The following is a 21,767-nucleotide window of genomic DNA, read 5'->3' as shown; positions in this document are numbered from 1 at the left end:
CGCTACCCGCGGCCGTTCTTCTCGTCGTCGCGCTCTTCCTTGTAGCGCGCCTCGAATTCCAGCAGCCGTGCGCCGATGATCGACTGCTCGTAGAACGACACATCCTTCGCGTCGCGCGCTTCCTTCAGTTGCCGGATCGCCGACGGCCACGCGCCGTCGAGCGCCAGCTTCTCCGCCAGCGCGCGACGCCGCGCGAGCACGTCGCCCTTGCCGTCGCTCGACTTCGCGAGGTAATCCCACCAGTCCGGCTGTTCGGGGTCGGCCTTCGCCTGCGCCCGTGCGAGCGTCTGCGCTTCGGCGAAGCGGCGCGCGGCGATCAGCGCCTGCAGGTGCGCGACGATCGCCGCGTGCGACGCCGGCCAGCGCCGCTGCGCGAGCGCCGACAGCCGTACCGCGTCGTCGGTCCGGCCCGCGCGGCGGGCGAGGTCCGCGGCCAGCACGTCGAGGCTCGGCGAGCTGGTCGCCGGATCGTCGTCGCGCCGCTCGCGCGCATCGAACGCGCTGCGCGCCGACGCGAGCGCCTTGTCCGCCGCATCGTACTGGCCGAGCAGCGTGTTCGCGAGCGCGATGCCGTACCAGTTCGCCGCGACGTTCGGCGCCGTGCGATCGTCGATCTCCAGCTGCATCCGCCGCGCCTCGGCCGAGATGTCGGTCGGCGCCCGGTTCTGCAGGACGCGCAGCCGCGCACGCACGAACCCGTATTCGGCCGACTGGCGTGGCTGCCGGTATGGCGCGCGACGTGCACGATCTTCCATGTCGGCGATCCGCTCGCCGGTCAGCGGGTGCGTGCGCGCATAGGCCGGCACGCCCGCATCGCCCATCGACGCGCGGTCCAGCCGCTCGAAGAAGCCGGGCATGCCGTACGGGTCGTAGCCCGCTCCCGCTAGCAACTGGAAGCCGACGCGATCGGCCTCGCGCTCGGCCGACCGCGAGAAGCGCAGCTGGTTGTCGACCGCGTACGCCTGTCCGCCCATCGCGATCGCGCTGCCGAGATCGCCGCTGCGCGCGAGCACGCCGGCCAGCACGCCGAGCAGCATCGTCGCAAGCGCCGTGTAGCCGGTCTTCTCGCTCGCGCCGATCATCCGCGCGATGTGCCGCTGCAGCACGTGGCCCATCTCGTGGCCGACCACCGACGCGAGCTCCGACTCCGTCTGCGTCGTGACCACCAGCCCGCTGTTGATTCCGATGAAGCCGCCCGGCATCGAGAACGCGTTGATCTGCGGATCGCGCACCGGGAACAGGTCGAAGTCCGGCGCGTAACCGCCGATGTAGCGCGCCGCCGCCGCGGCCGCGAGCCGCGCCGCCATCGCGTTCAGGTAGTCGCGCACGAGCCAGTCGTCGAGATAGTCGGGATCGCGCCGCACTTCGCGCATCACGCGCTCGCCGAGCCGGCGCTCGGCCCGCGGCGTCAGCGCACCGCCGGAGCCGTCGCCTAGATCGGGCAGCTCCAGTGCCCGCAGCGGCGCGCGCAGGCTCGCGACCGGCGCCGACGCACCGCCCGCGCCCGAGAACCGGCTCTCCGCGCCGCCGTACGTGCCGAACACGCCGGTCGCGATGCCGGACGGCACGGTGGAAATCGACGTCGCGCCGCCGGCCGCCGGCTCGAGCGGCGGCGCGGAGGCGCTCTGCGCATGGCCGCCCGGCGGTAGCGCGAGCGCCGCCGACAGCGACACGGCAAGCAACTGTTTGACACGCATGGCAGGATGAAAACGACGCCGTCCCGCGCGAGCGGCGCGCATCGCGGCGTTTGGTCTGAATATTCGGGTCATTGTACCGGCGCCGCGATGACTGTCCCGTACCGCGCGTGCGTCATCTGCGCCTCCGGCAACGCGAACGCCGCTGCTATGATAGGCGCCCGTTGAGCGGTTGGATCGGTTCGTCGCGCCGGTATGGCATCCGGTGGCCTGCCGATCGCGAAGCAGGATCGACGCACGTGCACGCGCACTCCGTTCCACCAGAGGAAGACATGTCAGGACTCACCCATTTCGACGCCGCCGGCCACGCCCACATGGTCGACGTCGGTGGCAAGCAGGAAACGCAACGCATCGCGATCGCGCGCGGCACGATCCGGATGCTGCCGGCCACGTTCGCGCTGATCCGCGACGGCAAGGCGAAGAAAGGCGACGTGCTCGGCGTCGCGCGCATCGCGGCGATCCAGGGCGCGAAACGCACGGCCGATCTCATTCCGCTGTGCCATCCGCTCGCGCTGACGCGCGTGGCCGTCGACTTCGAACTCGACGACGCGCTGCCGGGCGTCCACTGCGTCGTGCAGGTCGAGACGTTCGGCCGGACCGGCGTCGAGATGGAAGCGCTGACGGCCGTCCAGGTCGGGCTGCTGACCGTCTACGACATGTGCAAGGCGGTCGATCGCGGGATGGTGATCACCGACGTGAGCGTGCGGGAGAAGCGCGGTGGGAAGTCGGGGGACTGGAAGGCGGAAGACGTCGCGGGTTGAGCGCCCGCCGCGACGCACTCGCGCGCAGCTCGTGGGGAATCGATGGTTGTCGTGATTTCCCGGTCGGACGACAGACCATCAGGAAACCACGTCGCCGATGGGGAGCGATTCGGTGAAATGCGTTGCGCCGCTGCCGTATGCGTGCCCCGGTGCGCCACCGTGCCGGCAGCTATCCGTTCCCATGTGAACCGGCCCTGACGGGCAAGCGCGGGAAAACATCGTCACGATGCGTTGATCGACGGACGCGCGACGGGTTCGCGCCATTCGTGCCCCGCCGGACTGTCGCGGCACGAACCCGATACCCCGGAACTGAATCTGGACCGCGCGCCACGGCGCGGCGCCCGCCCCGCGTCACTGCCCGCGCTGCGGCTCGAACACGAACGGTTGGGTCAGCAAGAAAGGATTCGCGGTCGCGCCGGTCTGCACGCAGGTCGCGTGCGTCATCGCTTCGACGGCCGCGCGATCGGCCGCCGCATTGCGGCTGCTCGTCGTCACGGTGACGTTCTGCGCTTCGCCGGACGTCGTCATCAGCGCGCGCACGAGCACCGTCGCCGGACGCGTGAGCGGCTTCGCGGTATCCGGATAGACGGCCCGCGGAATGTGGCAGGTCAGCTTGCTTTCCTGCGATGACGACAACATCGCGCAGCCGGAAAACAGCATCGCGGCGGCAGGCAGGATCAGGTAGGTCGAGCGAATGGCCATGGTCGAATATCGTTCTTCAGCACTGTTCTGGGCACACGCACCGCAGGCCGGCAGCCTTCCCCGGCCGCATCGCATGTGTCGCACTGCGCCGCGGCCATCGGACCGGCGCCCCGTTACGGCCGCACGACCGAGCGATGCTCGGCCGCGATCCTGCTCGGCGCAATGCCCGAATAGCCGGGAAATCTGCCGTATTCGCACCGGCGATGCCCGGCGCCTGCGGGCACGCAAACGCTTTCGCGCATTGTGCACGCGCCGCCAGGTCAGCGGCGTCAATTTGACAATGGTTGACGCGAATCGCTGCTCGTTCGGCCGGAATCCGCGCGATCCGCGAGGTAATCGAGATCCGACGGATTGCCGCGCGACAGGCCACGTCGTGTGGCTCCGACGTCAGCCGCCTCAAGCCCCCCGCGATCGACGCCGGAATTCCCCGTTCCGGCGCGCACGACAGGCGTCAATCCGAATCGTCGTCGTCCGAGTCGTCGCCCTCGTCGGCCGGCGCTTCCCCGTATTTCGCGACGACGGCCGCCCTGAACGTCTTCAGCGCGGGCTCCTGGTCGCACAGCTTGTACAACGCGGCCAGCTGTTGCGGCCAGTCCTTCAGTTCCTTCGCGAACACATGCAGGCGTGCGACGGTATCGAGCGCGTCGGCTTCGCGGCCGGCCAGCGCCTGCAGCACCGCGTAGCGACGCAGCACCGTCTCGCCGGGCAACAGCGCGATCGCGCGCTCGTGCGCGGCGAGCTTGGCCGGCAGATCGTCCGGCGAAATCGGCAGCAGCGTCGCCGCACCGTAATCGCCCCACGCGCCGAACAGCAGCGACGGCGCATCGCGGTACTGCGCGGCCGGGCTGCTGCCGTAATAGAGCACTTCCGCGCGCTGGTAGTCGCGCAGCACGGGCACCGCCGCCAGCACGCCGCCGAACGACAGCACCGCGAACAGCCCGAAGGCCGCCCGCCCCGGCAGGATGCGCAGCGGCTTCACGTCGAGCAGCCCGATCACGAACATCGCCGGCAGCAGGAAGAACATGTACTGCTGCGGATACTCGACCAGCGCATGCATCAGCAGGATGCCGATCAGCGCGAAGCCGAACACGCGCATGCTCGACTGCGGCGCACGCACCGCGCGCACGAACCACGCGACGAGCGTGACGGCGAGCACACCGAGCCCGACGAGACCGGACTTCGCGAGCAGGTCGATGAAGATGTCGTGCGAGTTGTTCGCGATCTCGACGCCGCCGAGCGTGCGCACCAGCGCAAACTGGTGCGACGGGAATTCGCCCCAGCCGACCCCGAGCAGCGGATGCTCGCGGAACATCGCGAGCCCGTACTTCCACAGCGCGAGGCGCGGCGCGATCTGCCCGGCGTCGCGCATCCGGTCGGCGGCCGACTCCGCGAGATTCAGGTGATAGTGCACGTTGGCCCAGCGCACCGCGACGTTCACCGCGATGAAGGCGGCCGCGAGCACGACCGGGATCAGCCACGCGCGTGCATTGCCCGGCGTGCGGCGCGATTCGACCCACGCCATCCAGAAGCCCGCGACGACCATCACCGCGACCTGCAGCCACGGCCCGCGCGACACCGTGAGCGCGAGACCGACCGACAGCACGAGCGACAGCGCAAGCCATGCCCACACCGCGAGCCGGCGCGTCTGCACCAGATACAGCGCGCCCGCGAGCGCGAAGGCGATGTAGCTGGCCAGATGGTTCGCCTGCGCCATGTTGCCGTATGGACGGCGGTCGACCGCGATGTTGTACACCACGACGAACGGCGAGACGGCCGACTCGAGGTGGAACAGCTGCACGATCTGGGTACCGACCGCGAACACGCCGCCGACGAGCAGCGCACCGGCCATCATCGGCCACACCGTTTCCGCCATCCCGTCGCGCGCCAGTGCATAGCCGGCCTGCATCGCGACCAGCGCAGCGGCCAGATACCCGAGCGCGAGCCAGTTCATCGACGGCACCTTGAGCGGGATCAGCGCAACCTGCGCGAGCAGCACCACCGCAAAGCCGAGCGGCACCGCGAACGCGGCCGGCGCGGCAAACGGCTCGGCCGGACGGCCGGTGCGCGCGAGCAGCACGACGGACACGCCCACCAGCAGATACAGCACCAGCGCGGAAAACTCGGAATAGAAGGTCGGGATCGGATACGTGTGATTCGTGATCGCGTACGGCACGATCAGGGCGACAGCCAGCGCAACGAGCGACAACGAACGGGAAAAAGTAGAAGGCATGAGCGAACCGGATGTCAGCAACCGGCGCACTATACAAAACTTTCCCTGCTCTGTGCGGGGCTGTCGCTCCGCGAGCCGGCGCGGGGCCGGCGCCCCGCCGGCCGAAGCGGCGGACGGCAGGCCGCATGCCCCGGCGCCATCGTTCCGCGCCGGACCTATGCGCGGCACTCCGCAGGCGCATATTTCGCGGGCAACGTCGCGGCGTTACTCGGCAACGGCCCGGCTCCCGGTGCCGGCAGCGACGACGCATCCTTGCCGGCGGCGAAGCATTCCCACGCGATCGTGCCGGCTTGTATCGTGCCCTTTTTGAGCGGCACGCGCGCGGTGGGCGTATCGGCCTTGTCGGGCACGGACGGCACGAGCACCAGCGTATTCGTGCCGGCCGCGGCGACGCGGGTGGTGAACGCGACCGTAATCTGACCGGTCGCGCCGTCGATCGCGACCGACTCGACATTGCGGGTCGCGGCAGGCGGGCTGTAGCCGCCGTCGAGGCTCGTGCCGCTCGCCGCGTTGTCGGCGACCGCGAGCCGCGCCGACGATGCGAGCGCCAGCCCCTCGCCGACGCGCGACCGCGCGAGGTAATCCTGGTACGCGGGAATCGCATAGGCCGCGACGACGCCGACGATCGCGAGCACGATCATCAGTTCGATCAGCGTGAAGCCGGCCGGCCGCCAGCGCGGCGATGGCCGGTTCGCGCGCCGCAGGTCGGCGGCCACGCGACGGAACAGGGAAACGGAAAAGGCTTCGAACATGGACAGGCTCCGGAAACGAAAAACGCCTGCCGATACAGGCAGGCGTCTCGATCGTAGCCAGCGGGCGGCGAAGCCGGCAGTCGGCCGGATGGCCTAGTCAGTGCGCGTGCGGCGCACTGCGGCGTTTTCTGAGTGCGTAACCGATCGCCACGACGAACAGCGCGCCGGCGATGCTCGCGCCGTAGACCACCGGCGGCGTATCGAGCACCGGCCAGCGATCGCCGACCGGGTCGTTCACGATCAGCCCGCCCGCGATCCAGCCGAGCAGCCCGGCGCCGAGCGCGACGACGACCGGGAAACGGTCGAGCAGCTTCAGCACCAGCGTGCTGCCCCACACGATGATCGGCACGCTGACGACGAGCCCGAAGATCACGAGCGCGATCCGGTGCGACGGGTCGGCCTGCTCGGCCGCGCCGGCGATCGCGATCACGTTGTCGAGGCTCATGACCGCATCGGCGATCACGATCGTCTTCACGGCGTCCCACAGCCGGTCGGCCGGCTTGATGTTGTCGTGCGCGTCGGCGGCCGGCGCCATCAGCTTGATGCCGATCCACAGCAGCAGCAGCCCGCCGCCGAACTTCAGGAATGGCACGTCGAGCAGCGCGACCGCGAACGTGATCAATGCGACACGCAACAGGATCGCCCCGGCGGTGCCCCAGACGACGCCGCGCAGCCGCTGGTTCGCCGGCAGGTTGCGGCAGGCCAGCGCGATCACGACCGCGTTGTCGCCGCCGAGCAGGATATCGATGATGACGATCTGGAGAATCGCGCCCCAGTGCAGCGAGGTCAGGAATTCGAGCATGGCGGTGAGGAAAGGACAGCGGCCGCTCCGAGGGCGACCCGGTTCATCGCCGGCACATGCAGGACGCATGCCCGGTGCTTACGAATTCATTGCGGCAGCATAACAAAAAACGCCGGCAAAGCCGGCGTTTTCTGCAGGACGAGCCCGGGGGAAATGATTACAGCGCCTTCTTCAGCAGACGGCCCATTTCCGACGGGTTGCGCGTGACGGTGATGCCGCACGCTTCCATGATTTCCAGCTTCGCCTCGGCCGTATCCGCACCGCCCGAGATCAGCGCGCCGGCGTGGCCCATGCGCTTGCCCGGGGGCGCCGTGACGCCCGCGATGAAGCCGACGACCGGCTTCTTCATGTTGTCCTTGATCCACTCGGCCGCGTTGGCTTCGTCCGGACCGCCGATTTCGCCGATCATCACGACCGCGTCCGTATCCGGATCGTCGTTGAACATCTTCATCACGTCGATGTGCTTCAGACCGTTGATCGGGTCGCCGCCGATACCGACTGCCGACGACTGGCCGAGGCCCAGTGCCGTCAGCTGCGCAACGGCTTCATACGTCAGCGTGCCCGAACGCGACACGACGCCGATGCGGCCCTTGCGGTGGATGTGACCCGGCATGATGCCGATCTTCAGTTCGTCCGGCGTGATCGTGCCCGGGCAGTTCGGCCCGAGCAGCAGCGTCTTGCGGCCTTCGCGACGCATGCGGTCCTTCACTTCGATCATGTCACGGACGGGAATGCCTTCCGTGATGCAGATCGCGAGATCCAGGTCGGCTTCGACCGCTTCCCAGATCGCAGCCGCCGCGCCTGCCGGCGGCACGTAGATGACCGACACGGTCGCGCCGGTTTCCGCCTTCGCTTCCTTGACGCTCGCGTAGATCGGAATGCCTTCGAAGTCTTCGCCGGCCTTCTTCGGGTTCACGCCCGCGACGAATGCTTCGCGGCCGTTTGCGTATTCACGGCAGGCGCGCGTATGGAACTGACCGGTTTTGCCGGTAATGCCCTGCGTGATGACCTTCGTGTCCTTGTTGATCAGAATCGACATGTATTTTGACCTCTGTTCGATGGGCGTCGCGTGCAAACCGCGCCGCCATGCGTATTCGATAGCGTTACTTGCCTGCGGCAGCCGCGACGACCTTCTGCGCAGCCTCTTCCATGCTGTCCGCCGAGATGATCGGCAGGCCCGAATCGGCCAGCATCTTCTTGCCGAGGTCCTCGTTCGTGCCCTTCATGCGCACGACGAGCGGCACGTTCAGGTTCACGGCCTTCGAACCGGCGATCACGCCTTCCGCGATCACGTCGCAGCGCATGATGCCGCCGAAGATGTTCACGAGGATCGCCTTCAGGCCCGGGTTCTTCAGCATCAGCTTGAACGCTTCCGTGACCTTCTCCGTCGTCGCGCCACCGCCGACGTCCAGGAAGTTCGCCGGTTCGCCGCCGAACAGCTTGATGGTGTCCATCGTCGCCATCGCGAGGCCCGCGCCGTTCACGAGGCAGCCGATGTTGCCGTCGAGCGAGATGTACGCGAGGTCGAACTTCGACGCTTCGATTTCAGCCGGATCTTCTTCGTCCAGATCGCGGTACGCGACGATTTCCGGGTGGCGGAACAGCGCGTTCGAGTCGAAGTTGAACTTCGCGTCGAGTGCGGTGACCTTGCCGTCGCCGGAGACGTTCAGCGGGTTGATTTCAGCCAGCGATGCGTCGGTTTCCCAGAATGCCTTGTACAGGCCTTGCAGGATCGCGCGCGCTTGCGGGATCGAAGCAGCCGGCACGCCGATCTTCGCGGCGAGGTCGTCGGCCTGCGCGTCCAGCAGGCCCGTCGACGGCTCGACGATGACCTTGTGGATCAGTTCCGGGTGCTTTTCGGCGACTTCTTCGATGTCCATGCCGCCTTCGCTCGAACCCATCAGAACGATCTTTTGCGACACGCGATCGACGACGAGGCTGACGTACAGTTCCTGCTTGATGTCGGCGCCTTCTTCGATCATCAGACGGTTGACCTTCTGGCCTTCCGGACCGGTCTGGTGCGTGACGAGTTGCATGCCGAGGATCTGGTTCGCGTATTCGCGGACCTGCTCGATCGACTTCGCCACCTTCACGCCGCCGCCCTTGCCACGGCCACCCGCGTGAATCTGAGCCTTCACGACCCATACCGGGCCGCCGAGCTCTTCCGCCACCTTGACGGCCTCGTCAACCGAGAACGCCGGCTTGCCGCGCGGTACCGCGACTCCGAATTTCCGCAGGATTTCCTTACCCTGGTACTCGTGAATCTTCATGCGTGATTCCCTTCAGTCTGAGAGTTGGATGAAAAGTCGCTTAAGACGCTTCTTCGAATGATTTCCGTTCATTCCTTCGTGCTGCCTTCACCGGGCAAATCCGGCCGAAGCGGGCCATACCACTTCGGGTAGTACTGCCGCACGACCTCGCCGTCGAATCGCAGCGCCCGGCAGCGGCCGAGCTGGAAAGGCGGTTCGGCGTGCGCGTCGTCATGATCCGGCCCCTCGCCGCCCTCCTCGCGCACGTTCCACACATCACCGGCGAACGCCTGGATCGCGGCCGTCGGCAGCACGGCGCACAGTTCGGTGAGATGGGAGCAGCCTGCGACGCCGGCGAGCAGCCGGTTCGCGTTGCGGCGGAAATTGCGGAAGAGATTGAGCCCGATGAGGGCCCGATAGGCAGGCGGGGCGGACTGACAGTGACCGGGATAGGGCACCCATTCCGAAGACGCTTCGGCGTCGACGACATTGAGGTCACGATCGATGGTCACGCGCAGCCAGAGTTCGTGGATCGGCAGGCCCTGGGGCCGGATGCCCGACGCAAGCGCGACATCGCGCGGCTTGTGGTCGGTCAGGCAGGCTTCGATGTCCCACAAGCCGTCGCCGCGCTCGTAGGCTTCCGCTCGGATTGCGCGTCGATGTCGCAACTGACGGGGCACGGGCTCGGATAGCGGCATGCTGGAGGTTGAGGCCGAAGAGGAAAACCCGTGGATTTTAGCATATTGGGTATTTGAGACAGTTTGCCGCGACGGCGGGTATTCCCGCCTGTCCGGAAGCGGTTGCAATGCAGCAAAATCGCGCGCCACGCGCGCGACCGGGCCCGTCAGTCGTCGATCGGGAAATCGTCGCCGACCTTCAGCAACTTCACGATGGTCGCGCTCGAGAAGCCGCGCGCGGCCAGGAAGCGCGCCTGCTTCGCGCGCTCGGCGGGCGTTTGCGGCAGTGCACCGAATTTCTTGCGCCAGACGGCCTGCGCGCGCGTCAACTCGGTCTCGCGCAATTGTGCATTCACCGCTTCGACGAGACTGTCGCCGACCGCGTGGCGCTTCAGCTCGCTGACGATGCGCGCGACGCCGACACGCGACGCGCGGCGATGCACGAGGCTCTCGGCGAAACGGGCGTCGGACAACCAGCCTTCCTTTTCCAGCGCATCGAGCACCGGCTCGACGGATTCGTCCTCGCCGACGTAGGGTGCGAGCTTGCGCGCGAGCTCCGCGCGGCTGTATTCGCGCCTCGACAGATAGCCGAGCGCGCGGCCCTTCAACGACCGCGGCGGCTTCGACGACTTGCGCTCGCGGGCGCCCGGCGCGTCACTCGAGGCATCGCCGGAAGACGCGCCGGCCGCACGGCGTGCGCGGCGCGGATGCTGGCTGCTGCGCGTATAGACATCTTCCGTCGCCGGCGCATCGGCTGTGCGATCGACCGGGAAGCGGACACCGGACACGCGACGGCGGGACCGATCGTGCGCGTCGAACGACTCATCGTCGTCGAACGGATCGTCCGGTGCGGCAATCTCAAACGAAACGAGGGCATCGTCGGATGCCCTCGTCGCGGTGCGGTTCGCGGCGTTGCCGCCTGCGCTCCGCCGGTCGGCGCCCGAGGATCCGCCTCGCCGGCCGGAGCGACCCGCCGTTTCGGGCGTGTCGTGCTCCTCCGGCTCGCCGGCCTGACCTCGGCGCGCAACCATCACTCTTCTTCGTCCATCGCCTCGGCTTCGTTGCCTGCGCCATCGGGCATTGCGACGACGCCGAGCGATTCGCGGATGCGGTTCTCGATCTCGCGCGCGATTTCCGGATTTTCGCGCAGGAATTCACGCGCGTTGTCCTTGCCCTGGCCGATCTTCTCGCCGTTGTAGCTGTACCAGGCGCCCGCCTTGTCGACGATCTTCGCCTGCACGCCGAGATCGATGATCTCGCCCTGACGCGAAATGCCTTCGCCGTACAGGATGTCGAAGATCGCTTCGCGGAACGGCGGCGACACCTTGTTCTTGACGACCTTCACGCGGGTTTCGTTGCCGATCACCTCGTCGTTCTTCTTGATCGAGCCGATCCGGCGGATATCGAGACGCACCGACGAGTAGAACTTCAGTGCGTTACCGCCCGTCGTGGTTTCCGGGTTGCCGAACATCACGCCGATCTTCATCCGGATCTGGTTGATGAAGATCACGAGGCAGTTCGTGCGCTTGATCGTGCCGGTCAGCTTGCGCAGCGCCTGCGACATCAGGCGGGCCTGCAGACCCGGCAGCGAATCGCCCATCTCGCCTTCGATTTCGGCCTTCGGCACGAGCGCCGCGACCGAGTCGATGACGATCATGTCGATCGAGCCCGAGCGCACCAGCGCATCGGTGATTTCGAGGGCCTGCTCGCCGGTGTCCGGCTGCGAGATCAGCAGCTCCGGCACGTTCACGCCGAGCTTCGCGGCATATTGAACGTCGAGCGCGTGCTCGGCGTCGATGAACGCCGCGGTGCCGCCCAGCTTCTGCAGCTCGGCGATGACCTGCAGCGTGAGCGTGGTCTTACCGGACGATTCCGGACCGTAGATCTCGACCACCCGGCCGCGCGGCAAGCCGCCGACGCCCAGCGCGATGTCGAGACCCAGCGACCCCGTGGAGACGACCTGGATATCCTCGGCCGCTTCGCCGTCGCCCATCCGCATGATCGAGCCCTTGCCGAACTGCTTTTCGATCTGCGCGAGCGCGGCCGCCAGCGCCTTGCTCTTCTCGGCGGTCATCCCGGAGCCCTTCTTGCTATCTTCCATGAATCGTCCTTTGCTATGATGAGCAGCGTCTGTTGGAGGCGCGCCCCTTTCAAGCGCTGCCCACGAATGCAGACACTGTATAAAAAAACAGTGTTTTGTGCAAGCCCGCAATGCAGCGCGTTGTGCACGAATAACTTCGGAGACAGCCGCGCCGGCGCGAACGCCCTGCCGGCATCGGTCAGCAACATGCGAATTCTCATCGCCGAAGACGACAGCATACTCGCGGACGGCCTCACCCGGTCACTCCGCCAATCGGGCTATGCCGTCGATCACGTGAAGAGCGGCGTCGACGCCGACACCGCGCTGTCGATGCAGACTTTCGACCTGCTGATCCTTGATCTCGGGCTGCCGAAAATGTCCGGGCTCGACGTGCTCAAGCGCCTGCGCGCGCGCAATTCCAATCTTCCCGTGCTGATCCTGACCGCCGCCGACAGCGTCGACGAACGCGTGAAGGGACTCGACCTCGGCGCCGACGACTACATGGCCAAGCCGTTCGCGCTCAACGAGCTCGAGGCGCGCGTGCGCGCGCTGACCCGGCGGGGCGCCGGCGGCGGCCCGACCGTCGTGCGCCACGGCTCGCTCGCGTTCGACCAGGTCGGCCGCATCGCGTATGCGAACGATCACGTGCTCGATCTCTCCGCGCGCGAACTGGGCCTGCTCGAGGTGCTGCTGCAGCGGATCGGCCGGCTCGTATCGAAGGAACAGCTCGTCGATCACCTGTGCGAATGGGGCGAGGAAGTCAGCAACAACGCGATCGAAGTCTACGTGCACCGGCTGCGCAAGAAGATCGAACCGAGCGGCGTGCGGATCTCGACCGTGCGCGGCCTCGGCTATTGCCTCGAGAAGGTCGCGCCCGCGACGCCGGCCGACACGGCGGCGCCCCAGCCCGCGGCGGCCGGCACGCCGCTGCGCTGACGCCGAGCGTCGCCGCGATGGCCACGCCGGCCCACTCCCGCCACCCGACCGGCGCGCCGTCGTCGGCCGCCGACGAGGCACGCGACGCGCGCTACGAGAACCCGTTCGCGCCGCCCGACGAAACCGAATCGCCCGAAACGCCGCGCCCGCGCTCGCTGTTCGGCGAAATCCTCGACTGGATGCTCGCGCCGCTGCTGCTGCTGTGGCCGATGAGCATCGCCGTCACCTATCTCGTCGCGAAAACGATCGCGAACAGCCCGTTCGACCGCGCGCTCGAGACCAACGCGTACGTGCTCGCGCGCCAGATCCATCCGGTCAACGGCGTCGCCGAGCTGACGCTGCCGGAGCAGACGCGCGACTTCCTGCGCGCGGACAACATCGACAGCGTCTACTTCCAGGTGCTCGGCACGCGCGGCGAGCTGGTCGCGGGCGAAGCCGACATGCCGCTGCCGCGCGACGAGGACCGCCCGCCGCCGGGCGTCGTCGTGTTCCGCGACGACCTGCTGCGCGGCAACGACGTGCGGGTCGCGTATACGACCGTCGCGCTGCCGCAGACGAGCGGCGCGCAGCCCGTGCTGGTGCAGGTCGGCGAGACGCTCGACAAGCGCAACGCGCTCGCGAACGACATCATCAAGGGCGTGATCCTGCCGCAATTCGTGATCCTGCCGCTCGCGATCCTGCTCGTCTGGTTCGGGCTGTCGCGCGGGCTCGCGCCGCTCAACGCGCTGCAGGCGCACATCCGCGCGCGCCGGCCCGACGACCTGTCGCCCGTCGAGGCGCAGCGCGCGCCGCCCGAGATCGAACCGCTCGTCACGTCGTTCAACGACCTGCTCGCACGCCTCGAACAGAACATGGCGCTGCAGAAACGCTTCATCGCCGACGCCGCGCACCAGATGAAGACGCCGCTCGCGGGCCTGCGCACGCAGGCCGAGTTCGCGATGCGCCACCCGGTCCCGCCCGACGTGCAGCGCTCGCTCGAGCAGATCGCGACGAGTTCCGAGCAGGCCGCGCGGCTCGTCACGCAACTGCTTGCGCTCGCGCGCGCCGAGAACCGTGCGAGCGGATTGACGTTCGAGCCGGTCGAGATCGCCGCGCTCGCGCGGCGCGCGGTGCGCGACTGGGTGCAGGCCGCGCTCGCGAAACGCATGGACCTCGGCTACGAAGGCCCGGACGACGACGCGCCGCTCGACGTCGACGGCAACCCGGTGATGCTGCGCGAGATGCTCGGCAACCTGATCGACAACGCGATCCGCTACACGCCGGAAGGCGGACGCATCACGGTGCGCGTGCGGGCCGAGCGCGCGGCGCGGCGCGTGCATCTCGAAGTCGAGGATACCGGCCCCGGCATCCCGGCCGGCGAGCGCGAGCGCGTCGTCGAGCGCTTCTACCGGATCCTCGGCCGCGAAGGCGACGGCAGCGGCCTCGGGCTCGCGATCGTGCGCGAGATCGCCACGCAGCACGGCGGCACGCTGACGCTCGACGATCACGTCTACCAGCATGCGCCGCGTCTCGCCGGCACGCTCGTGCGCATCAGCCTGCCGCTGACCGACACCGCCCCGGATTAACCCTGACGTACGCCGCCGCGGCTCGGCTGCAGATACGTCGAAACCGGCGCTTTACCGGACGTTCGCGTCACGATCCGCGCGCGAAGCCGCCGATTCGACACGGGTTAACGCGCAGTCGTTTTGTGCGCGCGAGTCAGTGCGCCGTAAGTTTCCGTGCCAATAATCGTCGACAGGCCCGCCCCTCCCAAGGCGGCCGCACATCTATATCAAGGGACTTGGAGACGATTCATGGCAACGTTAGGCGGGCAAATTTCGCACTCGCCGATGACGGGCGAAGAGAAGAAGGTGATCTTCGCGTCGTCGCTCGGCACCGTGTTCGAGTGGTACGACTTTTACCTGGCCGGCTCGCTCGCGGCCTACATCAGCAAGAGCTTCTTCTCCGGCGTCAATCCGACCGCCGCGTTCATCTTCACGCTGCTCGGCTTCGCGGCCGGTTTCGCGGTGCGGCCGTTCGGCGCGATCGTGTTCGGCCGGCTCGGCGACCTCGTCGGCCGCAAGCACACGTTCCTCGTGACGATCGTGATCATGGGCGTCTCGACGTTCGTGGTCGGCTTCCTGCCCGGCTACGCGTCGATCGGCATCGCCGCTCCCGTGATCTTCATCGCGATGCGGCTGCTGCAGGGCCTCGCGCTCGGCGGCGAATACGGCGGCGCGGCGACCTACGTCGCCGAGCATGCGCCCGCCAACCGTCGCGGCTTCTACACCGCGTGGATCCAGACGACGGCCACGCTCGGCCTGTTCCTGTCGCTGCTCGTGATCCTCGGCGTGCGCACGTTCATCGGCGAGGAAGCGTTCGGCAATTGGGGCTGGCGCGTGCCGTTCGTCGCGTCGATCCTGCTACTCGGGGTATCGGTGTGGATCCGGCTGCAACTGAATGAATCGCCGGTGTTCCTGCGCATCAAGGCGGAAGGCAAGACGTCGAAGGCGCCGCTGACCGAAGCGTTCGGCCAGTGGAAGAACCTGAAGATCGTGATCCTCGCGCTGATCGGCCTGACGGCCGGCCAGGCGGTCGTGTGGTACACGGGCCAGTTCTACGCGCTGTTCTTCCTCACGCAGACGCTGAAGGTCGACGGCGCCAGCGCGAACATCCTGATCGCGATCGCGCTCCTGATCGGCACGCCGTTCTTCCTGTTCTTCGGTTCGCTGTCGGACAAGATCGGCCGCAAGCCGATCATCCTTGCCGGCTGCCTGATCGCCGCGCTGACCTACTTCCCGCTGTTCAAGGCGCTCACGCACTACGCGAACCCGCAGCTCGAACTCGCGACGCAGAAGGCGCCGATCACGGTCGTCGCCGATCCGGCTACCTGCTCGTTCCAGTTCAACCCGGTCGGCACGTCGAAGTTCACCAGCTCGTGCGACATCGCGAAAAGCGCGCTCGCGAAGGCCGGCCTGAACTACGAGAACGTCGCGGCCCCGGCCGGGACGCTGGCCGAAATCAAGGTCGGCGACACGGTGATCCAGACCTACGACGGCAAGGCGGCCGATGCGAAGACGCAGGGTGCGGCGTTCGACAAGACGCTCGCGTCGACGCTGAAGGGGGCCGGCTATCCGGCGAAGGCCGACCCGGCGCAGCTCAACTGGCCGATGACGATCGTGATTCTGACCATCCTCGTGATCTTCGTGACGATGGTCTACGGCCCGATCGCCGCGATGCTGGTCGAGATGTTCCCGACGCGGATCCGCTACACGTCGATGTCGCTGCCCTATCACATCGGCAACGGCTGGTTCGGCGGCTTCCTGCCGGCAACCGCGTTCGCGATCGTCGCGGCGAAGGGCAACATCTACTCGGGGCTCTGGTATCCGATCGTGATCGCGCTGGCCACGTTCGTGATCGGCCTGCTGTTCGTCAAGGAGACGAAGGACTCGGACATCTACGCGCAGGATTGATGTCGGGTCCGCGGCGGGGACGGCCGGCGGAGGATCGCCTTCCGGCGCCCGGCTCCCGCCCGCGACGGAGGCCGGCACGAGCCGCCGGCAACTTTTTTCGGGAAAGATGGAAAAAGGTATTGACAGCTGACCGGCCGATCGACATAATTCAAGTCTTCACGGCGAATTAGCTCAGTCGGTTAGAGCGACGGAATCATAATCCGCAGGTCCGGGGTTCGAATCCCTGATTCGCCACCAAATGCGAAAAGCCGCTGTTTCGAAAGAAACAGCGGCTTTTTTCATTGCCTCATCCGGCCCACGCGGTGTCGCGCGCTGCCCGCCTTCAGGCCGCGCGCTGCGCCGCGACTACGCCACCACCGCGCCGCGCTGCGCATCCGGCGTCTGCGCCCGCAGCTTCCCCCGCCAGTTCTCCCCGCCCTCCAGCGCCGGCGTCGACTCGAACACCTCCGCGATCCAGTCGGCGAACACGCGCACCTTCTGCGACAGATGCCGGTTGTGCGGATAGACGATCGAGATCGGTTTCGGCTTCGGATTGCAGTCCGGCAGCACCTCGACGAGCGATCCGTCGAGCAGGTTCGGCAGCACCATGAACAGCGTCGGCTGGATCATCCCGAAGCCTTCGAGCCCGCACGTCACGTACGCATCCGAGTCGTTGACCGTCACGCTGCCGTTCATCCGCACCTCGAACGGCTTGCCGTCGATCATGAACACCCACGGAATCGCCCGCGCGCCATGGCTCGACCGGAAATTCACCGCATGATGTTCGACGAGATCGGCAATCTCGTTCGGCTCGCCGTGACGGGCGAGGTAATCGGGCGACGCGCACGTCACGCGCTTGAGCATCCCGATGCGCCGCGCGACCATCGACGAATCCTCGAGCGGGCCGACCCGGATCATGCAGTCGATGCCTTCCTCGACCGGATCGACGTAACGGTCGGACAATCCCAGCTCGAGCGTGATGTCCGGATAGCGCTGCCGGAAGATCGACAGCGACGGCAGCACGATGCGCCGCCCGAGCGAACTCGGCATGTGGACGCGCAGCACGCCGCTCGGCTTGCGGTTGCCGGTCTGGAAACTCGCGTCGGCCTCGGCGATCTCCGCGATGATCTTCATGCAATGCTCGTAGTATGCGGCGCCCTCCGGCGTCAGCGACAGCCGGCGCGTCGTCCGGTGCATCAGGCGCACGCCGAGCAGCGCCTCGAGATTCTGAATGATGGTCGTCACCGACGCGCGCGGCATCGCGAGCGTGTCGGCCGCCCGCGTGAAGCTGTTCGCGTCGACCACGCGGGTAAAAACTTCCATTGCCTGGATTCGGTCCATGCTGCTTCCCCCTTCGAATCGCCAACGGAACAGAATAGAGCGCGCGACAAGCGCGGCACAAGCCCCCGTCTATTGTTCTCCGATACCGAATAGTTTCGACGCTTCGGACTGGAAATCGCGTCGTTTCCGTGCAGTTCCGGGCGAGCCCGCTCATCCGTCGTACGTTACCGCACGAACCGCTCGCGATATCCCTGCGGCGACACCCCCAGCACGCGCACGAAACTGCGCCGCAGCGTCTCCTCGGAACCGAAGCCGCAACGCCCGGCGATCCGCTTGACGGACCACGCCGTTTCGCCGAGCAGGCGTTGCGCGGCCTCGACACGGATCTGTTCGACCGCGCGCGCGGGCGTGCGGCCAGTTGCCGCGCGATAGTGGCGCACGAAACTGCGTTCGCTCATGCTCACGCGCTCGGCGAGCGCGGGCACCGACAGGTCGGCCGTCAGGTGCTCGGCCATCCATGCGTGCAGCTCGCCGAACCGGTCGGCGGTGCGCTGCATCGACAGCATCGTGCTGAACTGCGCCTGCCCGCCCGGACGCTTCAGGAACACGACGAGTTCGCGCGCGACGTCGAGCGCGGTCGCCCGCCCGAGATCCTCCTCGACCAGCGCGAGCGCGAGATCGATGCCGGCCGTCACACCGGCCGACGTCCACAGCGCGCCTTCGCGGATGAAGATCGGGTCCGGTTCGACGCGCACGTTCGGATAGCGCGCCGCGAATTCGTCGCAGCGCGCCCAGTGCGTGACCGCGCGCCGCCCGTCGAGCAGGCCGGCTTCGGCGAGCAGGAACGCACCGGTGCAGACCGACGCCACGCGCCGCGCGCGCCCGGCCTGCTGCCGCACCCAGCGCACCATCCGCGCGTCCTTCGACGCCGCATGCACGCCCTTGCCGCCGGCGACGATCAGCGTATCGGGATGGCGCGCGGCCGCGCGCAGCGACTCGGCCATCACGACGAGGCCCGACGACGTCTCGACCGGTCCCGCTTCGACGGCCACGACGCGCGGCGCATACGGCGCCGGCTGCCCGCGCTCCAGCGCGAGCTCGTTGACGGACGCGAATACCTGCAGCGGGCCCGTCACATCGAGCAGTTGCGCACGGGGAAACGCGAGGACCAGGATCGAGCGCGGGGCGGCGGCAGGCATGGCGATTGGCTGAAAACGTGGGGGATATGGCAATTTCGCCAAACACTACGCGCCTAGAATCGATCTGTCCATCCCGTGCCGAACGGCGCGCGTTCCCTTCCTCTCGGAGTCTTCGCATGACCCTGCATATCGGCCTTCTCGTCTTTCCGGGTGTCCAGCAACTCGACCTCACCGGCCCGCACGACGTGCTCGCGTCACTGCCGGACGCAGCCGTCCACCTGGTGTGGAAGTCGCGCGACGCGGTCGCGTCGAGCAGCGGCCTCGCGCTCGCACCGACCTGCACGTTCGACGACTGCCCGCCGCTCGACGTGATCTGCATCCCGGGCGGCATCGGCATCAACGAGCTGCTGCTCGATGCCGAAACGATCGCGTTCGTGCAGCAGCGCGCGGCCACCGCGCGCTACGTGACGTCGGTCTGCACGGGTTCGCTGTTGCTCGGCGTGGCCGGCCTGCTGCGCGGGCGGCGCGCGACGACGCACTGGGCCTTCCATGCGCTGCTCGAACCGCTCGGTGCGATACCCGTGCGCGAGCGCGTCGTGCGCGACGGCAACCTGGTCACGGGCGGCGGCGTGACGGCCGGCATCGACTTCGCGCTGACGATCGCCGCGGAGCTGGTCGGCGAAGAAGAAGCGCAGGCGATCCAGCTGCAACTCGAATATGCGCCGGCGCCGCCGTTCGACGCCGGCTCGCCCGACACCGCGCCGGCCGCGGTCGTGAAGCGCGTCACCGAACGTTCGGCCGCCGGCTTCGCGAAACGCAAGCAGATCGTCGAGCACGCGCTGCGCGCGACGCCGCGCTGAATGCGGATGTCGGAACAATCATGGGAAAGCAACGCGCACGCGTGCGGGAGACCATCTCGATGAACATCATCCGGAGCGCCGCATTCACCGCGGACCGCGCGTGGGGCGCCCTCGACATCGCGAACCTGAACGGCATCACGGTCCGGCTGCACTGGACCGATCAGCCGTATCGCTGGCACGTGAACGACGGCGAGGAGGTATTCGCGGTGCTCGACGGCCGCGTCGAGATGCGCTACCGCGAGGCAGGCGTCGAGCATGCGACGGTGTTGGAGACGGGCGACGTCTTCCACGCGACGGTCGGCACCGAACACGTCGCGCATCCGCTCGGCGTCGCGCGCATCCTGGTGATCGAGACCGAAGGCAGCGTCTGACGGCGAGCCTCGGAGGCTCGACGCCGCGCGGTGGGCGTTACCCCGAGATCGTGCCGGTTGCCTGCGATGCGATCAGTTTCGGCAGCGGCGTGCACTGGCACTGACACAGGTCGTGCTCGAGGGCGACGACCTTGCCCATCACGGTCATCGTGCGCTCGCCGCCGTCCGACACGATCACGCCCGGCGACTTGCACGCCGCGCAGAACACGGCTGCGCCGAGATACGCGAGTTCGCGCCCGTCGAACGACGAATTGGCGATCCCTTCGAGCACGACGCCGCCATGATCGGTCGTGTCGCCCTTCAGAATGAATTTGCGGCTCATGATGTCGGTTCTTCCCTCGGAAACGCCGCGCAACGCAACCGCGCACGGGTATCGTGATACTGCCGGTCGGTCGCGGGCGTCCCGCGAGCATATCACCGCTCGCCACGGCCGCGACGCAGGCCCTCCGCATCGGGCGGCCGTCACAACACGCCTTCGCCGCACACGGCTATTCGGCGTCGCGGTGTGCTCACACACCATGACGCGTCGAACCCGCCTGCCTGCGACGACCCGTTCCCCTGTTCCATCGGAGCCGTGCGCCGGCACGATCGCATGAAGTCGTCATGGCGATCAGGACACAGCCGGTTCGACATCGCATTGCATCGATAATGCTGATGCTTTAATGAAAAAATAGCCTATATTTTCGTACAAGTACTAAATACAAATACATCAAAAAGGCTTAATAGCAAGCCGATTCGAATCATTCATTCGACGCCCTTCCCACCTCAAAACCTACCATTCTCCGACCGTTCGCACACCCGATAAACACGCTATTCCATAATAAACATTCATTAAAACGGGGCGTTAAAATTCAGCAAACCGATAGATAGAATTCAATCAATGCCTTCTGTTTATCGATAAGAAAATGGACGAACTCCTACCGATGCGACTATTCGTCAAGGTCGCCGAACTTCGTAGTTTCGCGCGCGCCGCCACGGAACTGAACATCTCCAATTCATCGGCCACCCGCCTCGTCATGAGCATCGAGGACCGGCTTGGCGCCCGCCTGCTGAATCGCACCACCCGCAGCCTGTCGCTGACCGACGCAGGCCACCTCTATCTGGCGCAGATCCGTCACGTGATCGACGAAATCGACCGGGTCGAGGAAACCATCGCGTCGATGCATCACGAACCGATCGGATCGCTGAAAATCGCCGCGCCGGTCATGTTCGGCATGCACGTGCTCGCGCCGGCCATCGACGCGTTCAAGATGCGCCACCCGGCCACCGTGCCGGAGGTCACGATCGTGGATCGTCACGTCGACCTCGTGTCGGAGGGCTTCGACGTCGGGCTGCTGCTGTCCCAGCACATCAGCAACAACACGCTGGTGAAGCGCCCGCTCACGCGGCTCAAGCAGATCGTCTGCGCCGCACCGCACTATGTCGACCGGCATGGCGCGCCCGCGCATCCGCACGACCTCGCGTCGCACGCGTGCCTGTCGTTCCATGCCGACTTCATGGGCGAATACCTGTCGTTCGATCACGACCAGACGCGCATCACCGTGCGCCCGAACAAGTCCGCGTCGTCGAACAACGTCGGGCTGATCCGCAACTGGGCGCTGTCCGGCATGGGCATCGCGGTCCTGCCGGACTTCCTCGTCCAGTCGGATCTCGACGACGGCCAACTGCTCGCGCTGCTGCCCGGCTATCGGCTCGAGACGCTCGAGATGAACGTCGCATACCCGAGCCGCCGTCACTTTCCGCGCAAGGCCCGGCTTTTCGTCGATCACCTGATCGACCATTTCGTCGGTTGAATGAAGGGT

21 protein-coding genes and 1 tRNA gene are annotated in these 21,767 nt (G+C 67.1%); 8 read left to right on the top strand and 14 right to left on the bottom strand.

Features of this window, described 5'->3' with window-relative positions; all coding sequences use genetic code 11:
- Positions 1–2: 2 nt before the first annotated feature.
- Positions 3–1,697: a M48 family metalloprotease gene (locus MMB92_RS07410; RefSeq protein WP_060210828.1), complete on the bottom strand. Its 1,695-nt coding sequence runs from the start codon at positions 1,695–1,697 to the stop codon at positions 3–5.
- A gap of 269 nt (positions 1,698–1,966) precedes the next feature.
- Here MMB92_RS07410 and moaC point away from each other — a divergent pair, with 269 nt between their 5' ends.
- On the top strand, positions 1,967–2,455 hold the full coding sequence (gene moaC / locus MMB92_RS07405) for a cyclic pyranopterin monophosphate synthase MoaC (RefSeq protein ID WP_006482362.1): 489 nt from the start codon (positions 1,967–1,969) through the stop codon (positions 2,453–2,455).
- Positions 2,456–2,806: 351 nt separating this feature from the next.
- Here moaC and MMB92_RS07400 read toward each other — a convergent pair whose 3' ends face one another.
- The 10 genes from MMB92_RS07400 to MMB92_RS07355 all read right to left on the bottom strand — a co-directional run bounded on the left by MMB92_RS07400 (position 2,807) and on the right by MMB92_RS07355 (position 12,156).
- The gene (locus tag MMB92_RS07400; protein WP_006482365.1) at positions 2,807–3,157 is read right to left on the bottom strand and encodes a TonB family protein; all 351 of its coding nucleotides are present in this window, start codon (positions 3,155–3,157) and stop codon (positions 2,807–2,809) included.
- Positions 3,158–3,608: 451 nt separating this feature from the next.
- Positions 3,609–5,387, bottom strand: a complete 1,779-nt coding sequence (locus tag MMB92_RS07395; RefSeq protein ID WP_034201903.1) for a Wzy polymerase domain-containing protein — start codon at positions 5,385–5,387, stop codon at positions 3,609–3,611.
- Positions 5,388–5,542: 155 nt separating this feature from the next.
- The gene (locus MMB92_RS07390; RefSeq protein ID WP_124633816.1) at positions 5,543–6,139 is read right to left on the bottom strand and encodes a pilin; all 597 of its coding nucleotides are present in this window, start codon (positions 6,137–6,139) and stop codon (positions 5,543–5,545) included.
- A 97-nt stretch (positions 6,140–6,236) separates the two neighbouring features.
- A complete protein-coding gene (locus MMB92_RS07385) occupies positions 6,237–6,941 on the bottom strand; it encodes a TerC family protein (protein ID WP_006497345.1) in 705 nt (234 codons plus the stop codon).
- Positions 6,942–7,098: 157 nt separating this feature from the next.
- Positions 7,099–7,980: a succinate--CoA ligase subunit alpha gene (gene sucD / locus MMB92_RS07380; RefSeq protein ID WP_006477916.1), complete on the bottom strand. Its 882-nt coding sequence runs from the start codon at positions 7,978–7,980 to the stop codon at positions 7,099–7,101.
- Positions 7,981–8,044: 64 nt separating this feature from the next.
- On the bottom strand, positions 8,045–9,211 hold the full coding sequence (sucC, locus tag MMB92_RS07375) for an ADP-forming succinate--CoA ligase subunit beta (RefSeq protein WP_006491644.1): 1,167 nt from the start codon (positions 9,209–9,211) through the stop codon (positions 8,045–8,047).
- Positions 9,212–9,279: 68 nt separating this feature from the next.
- Complete coding sequence (locus MMB92_RS07370; protein ID WP_034178260.1) at positions 9,280–9,888, bottom strand: DUF2889 domain-containing protein; 609 nt, start codon at positions 9,886–9,888, stop codon at positions 9,280–9,282.
- A 146-nt stretch (positions 9,889–10,034) separates the two neighbouring features.
- Positions 10,035–10,898 carry a recombination regulator RecX gene (recX, locus tag MMB92_RS07365; RefSeq protein ID WP_277562619.1) on the bottom strand — a complete coding sequence of 288 codons (864 nt, stop codon included), beginning with the start codon at positions 10,896–10,898 and terminating at the stop codon, positions 10,035–10,037.
- A complete protein-coding gene (gene recA, locus MMB92_RS07360; RefSeq protein ID WP_006486701.1) occupies positions 10,898–11,968 on the bottom strand; it encodes a recombinase RecA in 1,071 nt (356 codons plus the stop codon). The genes recX and recA overlap by 1 nt, the downstream gene beginning before the upstream one ends.
- Complete coding sequence (locus tag MMB92_RS07355) at positions 11,938–12,156, bottom strand: hypothetical protein (protein ID WP_124550975.1); 219 nt, start codon at positions 12,154–12,156, stop codon at positions 11,938–11,940. Before MMB92_RS07355 ends, recA begins: the two co-directional genes overlap by 31 nt.
- Here MMB92_RS07355 and MMB92_RS07350 point away from each other — a divergent pair.
- From MMB92_RS07350 to MMB92_RS07335, 4 genes are all read left to right on the top strand, one after another.
- Positions 12,155–12,883 (top strand): response regulator transcription factor, encoded by a 729-nt coding sequence (locus tag MMB92_RS07350; protein ID WP_006497347.1) that lies wholly within the window; start codon positions 12,155–12,157, stop codon positions 12,881–12,883. The two genes, MMB92_RS07355 and MMB92_RS07350, sit on opposite strands and share 2 nt — an antisense overlap.
- A gap of 17 nt (positions 12,884–12,900) precedes the next feature.
- The gene (locus MMB92_RS07345; protein WP_048987137.1) at positions 12,901–14,448 is read left to right on the top strand and encodes a sensor histidine kinase; all 1,548 of its coding nucleotides are present in this window, start codon (positions 12,901–12,903) and stop codon (positions 14,446–14,448) included.
- 228 nt (positions 14,449–14,676) lie between these two features.
- A complete protein-coding gene (locus MMB92_RS07340) occupies positions 14,677–16,335 on the top strand; it encodes an MFS transporter (protein ID WP_006483562.1) in 1,659 nt (552 codons plus the stop codon).
- Between the two features lie 160 nt (positions 16,336–16,495).
- Positions 16,496–16,572: transfer RNA gene (locus MMB92_RS07335), tRNA-Met, on the top strand.
- 108 nt (positions 16,573–16,680) lie between these two features.
- Here MMB92_RS07335 and MMB92_RS07330 read toward each other — a convergent pair.
- Together MMB92_RS07330 and MMB92_RS07325 are read right to left on the bottom strand one after the other, a co-directional pair.
- A complete protein-coding gene (locus MMB92_RS07330; RefSeq protein ID WP_006483560.1) occupies positions 16,681–17,655 on the bottom strand; it encodes a LysR family transcriptional regulator in 975 nt (324 codons plus the stop codon).
- 164 nt (positions 17,656–17,819) lie between these two features.
- Positions 17,820–18,794, bottom strand: coding sequence for a GlxA family transcriptional regulator (locus tag MMB92_RS07325; protein WP_006483565.1), 975 nt, complete (start codon positions 18,792–18,794; stop codon positions 17,820–17,822).
- A 116-nt stretch (positions 18,795–18,910) separates the two neighbouring features.
- Between MMB92_RS07325 and MMB92_RS07320 the strand changes: the two genes are divergently transcribed.
- Entirely contained in the window at positions 18,911–19,594 is a 684-nt protein-coding gene (locus MMB92_RS07320) for a DJ-1/PfpI family protein (RefSeq protein WP_006483566.1), read from the top strand.
- A gap of 59 nt (positions 19,595–19,653) precedes the next feature.
- Positions 19,654–19,965, top strand: a complete 312-nt coding sequence (locus tag MMB92_RS07315; RefSeq protein WP_006497351.1) for a cupin — start codon at positions 19,654–19,656, stop codon at positions 19,963–19,965.
- Between the two features lie 37 nt (positions 19,966–20,002).
- On the opposite strand, the gene MMB92_RS07310 is transcribed toward MMB92_RS07315, so the two are convergent.
- A complete protein-coding gene (locus MMB92_RS07310; RefSeq protein ID WP_006483555.1) occupies positions 20,003–20,287 on the bottom strand; it encodes a PAAR domain-containing protein in 285 nt (94 codons plus the stop codon).
- A gap of 583 nt (positions 20,288–20,870) precedes the next feature.
- Between MMB92_RS07310 and MMB92_RS07305 the strand changes: the two genes are divergently transcribed.
- Complete coding sequence (locus MMB92_RS07305) at positions 20,871–21,758, top strand: LysR family transcriptional regulator (RefSeq protein WP_277562618.1); 888 nt, start codon at positions 20,871–20,873, stop codon at positions 21,756–21,758.
- The last annotated feature ends 9 nt before the right edge of the window (positions 21,759–21,767 follow it).

This window comes from Burkholderia sp. IO2 (genome assembly GCF_029522185.1).
GTDB classification, from domain to species: Bacteria; Pseudomonadota; Gammaproteobacteria; order Burkholderiales; family Burkholderiaceae; genus Burkholderia; species Burkholderia cenocepacia.
Note: the sequence above shows the minus strand (reverse complement) of the source record. Positions and strands in the feature narration are given on the sequence as shown.